The organism is Cellulosimicrobium cellulans, from assembly GCF_001722485.1.
Lineage (GTDB): Bacteria > Actinomycetota > Actinomycetes > Actinomycetales > Cellulomonadaceae > Cellulosimicrobium > Cellulosimicrobium cellulans_A.
In genome coordinates this window covers 1-5,577 of the sequence record NZ_LWGL01000190.1, presented here as the reverse complement: position 1 = coordinate 5,577, position 5,577 = coordinate 1, and the positions used below count along the sequence as shown (strand labels likewise).

At 75.0% G+C, this 5,577-nt stretch carries 6 protein-coding genes; 3 read left to right on the top strand and 3 right to left on the bottom strand.

The features are described from left to right. A partial coding sequence (locus JZ5iCDA_RS15160) for a TOBE domain-containing protein (protein ID WP_139123148.1) occupies positions 1 to 836 on the top strand: 836 nt, incomplete at its 5' end. Here the strand turns inward: JZ5iCDA_RS15160 and JZ5iCDA_RS15155 are convergent. Beyond that, the gene (locus tag JZ5iCDA_RS15155) at positions 802 to 1,530 is read right to left on the bottom strand and encodes a FadR/GntR family transcriptional regulator (protein ID WP_069387908.1); all 729 of its coding nucleotides are present in this window, start codon (positions 1,528 to 1,530) and stop codon (positions 802 to 804) included. The genes JZ5iCDA_RS15160 and JZ5iCDA_RS15155 overlap by 35 nt on opposite strands. A gap of 221 nt (positions 1,531 to 1,751) precedes the next feature. Between JZ5iCDA_RS15155 and JZ5iCDA_RS15150 the strand changes: the two genes are divergently transcribed. Further along, a complete protein-coding gene (locus tag JZ5iCDA_RS15150; protein ID WP_069387909.1) occupies positions 1,752 to 2,252 on the top strand; it encodes a gluconokinase in 501 nt (166 codons plus the stop codon). Positions 2,253 to 2,304: 52 nt separating this feature from the next. Continuing rightward, complete coding sequence (locus JZ5iCDA_RS15145) at positions 2,305 to 3,687, top strand: GntP family permease (RefSeq protein ID WP_069387907.1); 1,383 nt, start codon at positions 2,305 to 2,307, stop codon at positions 3,685 to 3,687. Between the two features lie 137 nt (positions 3,688 to 3,824). Here the strand turns inward: JZ5iCDA_RS15145 and JZ5iCDA_RS19430 are convergent, their stop codons facing one another. Next, on the bottom strand, positions 3,825 to 5,312 hold the full coding sequence (locus tag JZ5iCDA_RS19430; protein ID WP_069387906.1) for a hypothetical protein: 1,488 nt from the start codon (positions 5,310 to 5,312) through the stop codon (positions 3,825 to 3,827). An 83-nt stretch (positions 5,313 to 5,395) separates the two neighbouring features. Beyond that, the coding region (locus JZ5iCDA_RS19090; protein WP_171905398.1) for a hypothetical protein at positions 5,396 to 5,577 on the bottom strand (182 nt) is incomplete at its 5' end.

The window sequence follows — 5,577 nt, the reverse complement described above, 5'->3', positions numbered from 1 at the left end:
CCCTCGGCCGCGTCGGCGCGCACGACCTCGCGGGCCGCGCGGCGACCGCGCTCTCCGGCGGTCAGGCCCAGCGCGTCTCGATCGCGCGCGCCCTCGCCACGGACCCGCGCGTGCTGCTGCTCGACGAGCCGCTCGCGTCGCTCGACGTCGGCGTCGCCCAGCACGTGCGCACGGCCCTGCACGACGCCCAGCGCGCACAGCCGCGAACGACGCTCCTCGTCACGCACGACCTGCTCGACGTGCTCGTCCTCGCGGACCGCGTCGTCGTGCTCGAAGGCGGTCGCGTCGTCGAGGACGGCCCGGCCTCCGACGTCCTCACGCGCCCCCGGTCACGGTTCGCCGCCCGGCTCGCAGGCGTGAACCTCCTGGCGGGCACCGTGGCGCGGGTCGACGACGCACCTCGGCCCGACGCCTCGGCAGCGGACGGCGGGTCGGGCGCGCCCCGCACGGCGACGCTCGCCGTCGACGGGACGGGCGTGACCGTCGCCGGGACGACCGACGAGGACGCCGCTCCCGGATCGGGTGCCGTCGCGGTGTTCGAGCCGCGCGCCGTCGCGGTGCACCGCGCGACGCCGGAGGGCAGCCCGCGGAACGCGTTCGCCGTCCAGGTCACGGGCGTCGAGCCGCACGGACCGCTGCTCCGGGTGTGGGGGCGCCTCCTGCCCCGGCGCACGGCCGAGCCGACGGACGCGGCCGATCGCGGCGACGTCCGTGGCGGCCCGCCACGCCTCGCGGCGGACCTCACTCCCCGGGCCGTCGCGGAGCTGCGCCTCGCCCCCAGCGAGCGTGTGTGGTTCGTCGTCAAGGCCGCGGAGGTCGCGATCCATCCTCGCTGAGCCGCTGCCGGGCGGCGAGCGCGCCCCGCACCTCGCCGACGATCGCCGCCATCGCCGCCTCGGCGGCCTCCGCGTCACCGGCCGCGACGGCGTGCGCGACGGCCTCGTGCTGGTCGAGCGCCTCCGGCACGGGGGCCGCGGGCATGAGGCCGAGGTGCGTCCGGCCGCTGAGCACCGCGGCGACGACCTCCGCGAGCGCCCCGAACATCTCGTTGCCGCTCGACCGGAGCAGCAGCTCGTGCATGCGCACGTCGAGCGCGAGGAACTCCTCGAGGTCCCCGGCCTCCCCGAGCCGGCGCATGCGGGCCGCGACGGCGACGAGCTCGTCGCGCACCTCCGCCGGCGCGTGGCGGGCCGCACCCGCGGCGGCGAGGGGCTCGACGGCGTGGCGCAGCTCGGTGAGGGTGCGCAGCTGGTCGTCGCGGCCCGGTCCCTCGAGGCGCCACCTGATGACCCGTGGGTCGAGCACGTTCCACTCGTCGATGCCGAGCACGACGAGGCCGACCCGCCGTCGCGAGCGCACGAGGCCGAGCCCTTCGAGGAGTCGCATGACCTCGCGGGCCACGGTGCGGGAGACGCCGAACTCCGCCCCGATGGCGTCGAGCGTCAGTGGGGTGCCGACGGCGACGTCGCCGCTGGTGATGCGGCGACCGAGCGTGTCGAGCACGGTGGTGTGCAGGGCCGTCGTCGCCATGGCGGCGAGCCTACGCCCTCGAATGGTGTGACCAATAGCTTGCAATGGTGCTATCAATAGGCCATCCTCGACACGGCGCGACGACCGCGCCACGACACCGGCGTCGGACCTCGCGCCGGTGACCTCCGCACCGACGGGAGACCTCCGTGGACAACGAAGCCAGCAGGGACAGCACCGTGAGCGCGCCGGACCCGGCGGACGCCGTCGAGCACCTCGTCGTCATGGGCGTCGCCGGCTCCGGCAAGACGACGGTCGCGACGCTCGTGTCCGAGCGCCTCGGCGTCACGTACGCCGAGGCCGACCAGTTCCACCCGCAGTCGAACATCGACAAGATGACCGCCGGCACGGCCCTCACGGACGAGGACCGCTGGCCGTGGCTGGAGTCGATCCGGGACTGGCTGACGTCCGAGGCGGAGGCCGGCCGGTCCGGGGTCGTGACGTGCTCGGCGCTCAAGCGCAGCTACCGCGACCTGCTGCGCACCGCGCGCGGCACGGTGTGCTTCGTGCACCTGAACGGGTCGCAGGAGCTCCTCGCGGAGCGCATCCAGCACCGCAGCGGGCACTTCATGCCGTCGTCCCTCCTGCCCTCGCAGCTCGCCACGCTCGAGCCGCTCGCCGACGACGAGCACGGCATGACGCTCGACGTCGCCGCCTCCCCCCAGGAGCTCGCGGACGAGATCCTCGCGCGCACCGAGGCGCAGGGCGCCCGCTCAGAGCGCTGAGCCCGCTGAGCTCGACCAGACCCACCCATCCACCACCGTCGACGGAGACACGATGCCCCCCGAGGACTGGACACAGACCCTGACCGCCGGACCGCTGCTCGCGATCGCCGCGGGCGCGATCGCCGTGCTGCTCTTCCTCATCATCAAGCTCAAGCTCCACGCCTTCCTCGCGCTGATCCTCGTCAGCCTGCTCACCGCGCTCGTCGCGGGCATCCCCACGGGCTCGATCGTCGACGTGCTCACGGCGAGCTTCGGCTCGACGCTCGGCACCGTCGCGCTGCTCGTCGCGCTCGGCGCGATGCTGGGACGCCTCGTCGAGACGAGCGGTGGCGCGAAGGTCATGGCCGACTACCTCATCGACAAGTTCGGCGAGAAGCGTGCGCCGTTCGCCCTCGGCCTCGCCTCCCTCATCTTCGGGTTCCCGATCTTCTTCGACGCCGGGCTCGTGGTGATGCTGCCCATCGTGTTCTCGGTGGGACGGCGCCTCGGCGGGTCCCTGCTGCTGTACGGCCTCCCGGTGGCGGGCGCCTTCTCCGTCATGCACATCTACGTGCCCCCGCACCCCGGCCCCGTGGCGGCGACCGAGTTCCTCGGCGCCAACATCGGGATCGTCATCCTGCTCGGCCTCGTCGTCGCGATCCCCACCTGGTACGTCACGAGCTACCTGTTCGGGCGCGTCATGGGGCGCCGCATCGACCTGCCCATCCCCTCGATCCTGGGCGAGGCCGACGAGGAGCAGCTCCAGAACCCGCCCAAGTTCGGCACGGTCGTGCTCATCCTCCTGCTGCCGCTGGTGCTGATCTTCGCCAACACGGGCCTCGACGCGCTCGGTGCCGCCGGCGTGGTGGACCGCGACAACCCGGCGGTCCAGGCCCTGCGGGCCGTGGGCGCCACGCCCATCGCGCTCCTCATCACGGTCCTCGTCGCGGCGTGGGTCCTGGGCCGCCGACGCGGCACGAGCGGGACCGCCCTGGAGAAGACGCTCGACTCCGCCCTCGGCCCGGTGGCCTCGGTCATCCTCATCACGGGCGCCGGCGGCATGTTCGGTGGCGTGCTGCGCGCCACGGGCATCGGCGACGCGCTCGCCGACGTGCTCGGCGACGTCGGCCTGCCGGTGATCGTCGCAGGCTTCCTCATCGCGGCGATCCTGCGCGTGGCGCAGGGATCGGCGACCGTCGCGCTCACCACCGCGGCCGGGCTCATCGCCCCCGCGGTGGAGGCGGGGTCCTTCAACCCGGTCGAGCTCGCCGCGATCGTCGTGGCGGTGGCGGCCGGCTCGGTGGTGCTCAGCCACGTGAACGACTCCGGGTTCTGGCTCGTGGGCCGGTTCTTCGACATGGACGTCAAGACGACGCTGCGTACGTGGACGGTCATGGAGACCGCCATCGGCGTCATGGGCTTCGCGATCGCCGCGCTGGTGTTCGCGATCGCCTGACCCGGCAGCGCGGACCGGCTCGTGCCGGCAGCGCTGCGCATGCAGGGGCGGACGGCGCCGCGCACGTGGTGCGCGGCGCCGTCCCGTGTCCGGGGCCGGCGACGCCCCTGCGATCGCCGGCCCCGGTGCAGCCGGGGTCAGGCCCGGCTGCGGTCCGTGAAGACGGGGGTGTACGCGTCGGGGTCCGCGGCCCACGACCGGCGACGCAGACCACGCATCGCCAGACCGAGCGCCGTGAGCAGGCCCGCCATCACGAGGAGGCCGAGGTCGCCCTCGGCGCCCGTCATGGCCATCGCGGCCGGGCCCGCGGTCGCCGCCGAGGACGTCACCGCGGACGCCCCCGGAGCCGCCGTCCACGTGCCGTCCGTCGCCGTCGTCATGGCGACCGGCTGCGAGACCCGGACCACCGGCCGGCCCGCGTCCCACGGGTCGCTCGGGTCCGTGCCGTCACCCGGCTGGGTCGGGTCGGTGGGGTCGGTCGGGTCCGTCGGGTCGGTCGGGTCCGCCGGGTCCGTGGGGTCGGTCGGGTCCGTCGGGTCCGTCGGGTCCGTGGGGTCCGTGGGGTCCGTGGGGTCGGTCGGGTCCGTGGGGTCGGTCGGGTCGGTCGGGTCGACGGCGGTCGGGCACCCGGCCGCGACGTCGCCCAGGAGGCCCACGCCGATGCACGAGACGTCGACCGGGACGGTGACCGGCAGGCTCAGGTCGAGGTCGGGCAGGCCGTCGAGCAGGCCCCTGTCGCCGAGCACGCCGTCGAGCAGGCCCTCGTCACCACCCACGACACCGTCGAGGAGACCGTCGCCGCCCTGGCCGTCCGCGCCGAGCGAGCCGTCACCGAGCAGGTCGTCGACCAGCCCGCCGTCGCCGAGCAGCCCGTCGAGCAGGCCGTCGTCCCCGGAGCCGTCCTCCGAGCCCGAGCCCGAGCCCGAACTCGAACCGACGACCGCGTCGCCGATCACGCCGACCGCGACGTCGGACACGTCGACCGGGACCGTGATCGGCGCGTCCACGTCGATCCCGTCCGTGGAGCCCTCGCCGACCGGAGCCGACGGTGCCGCAGCACCCTGCTCCTGGCCCTCGCCACCGGTGACCGTCGCGTCACCGAGGAGTCCCACCGCGACGTCGGACACGTCGACCGGCGCGTTCACCGGCAGGTCGACGTCCACGTCGGCGGACTCCGCCGGTGCCTGCTCCTCCGGGGCGGGAGCCGGCTGCGGGGCGGGCGCGGTGGTGACCGTGGCGTCGCCGAGGACGCCCGCGGCCACGCCGGAGACGTCGACGGGCACGGTGACCGGCACGTCGACGTCGATGTCCGCGGGGTCCGCCGGCGCGGGCTGCGCCGGGGCGGGGGCGGGCGCCGGCGCGGAGGCCGGTGCCTGCTCGACGGTCGCGTCGCCCAGGGCGCCGACCGCGACGTCGGACACGGTGACCGGGACGTGCACGGGCACGTCGACCGAGACGTCGGGCAGGACGTCGGTGACCTCGCTCAGCTGAGCGTCGACCGAGACGTCGAGTCCGAGATCGCCGAGGAGGTCGCCCTCGGCTGCGTGGGCCGCTCCGGCCCCGGCGACCACGAGGCCGCCCGTGACGAGCGCTGTGCGCAGCGCACGCCGAACGTAGATGTGCATGGTGCTCTCTTTCCTGCTCTGAGGTCTGATGGCGCGTCGGCGCCGGGCCACGTGCCGTGCGCGCGGGCACGGCGTGGGCCGCCTCAGGCAGGAGAGACCGGGACCTCGAAGAAGGTCGTCGGGTGGTCGGACCGCGCGTCGTCGGCGACGGCGGTCCAGGTCCGCAGGGAGATCGAGAGGGCGTCCGCCGCGACGGCGGCGTCCGCGCCGCCCGCGGCGGTGCGCGGCGACGCGGAGCCCGACGAGCCCGAGGCTGCGCCGAGGG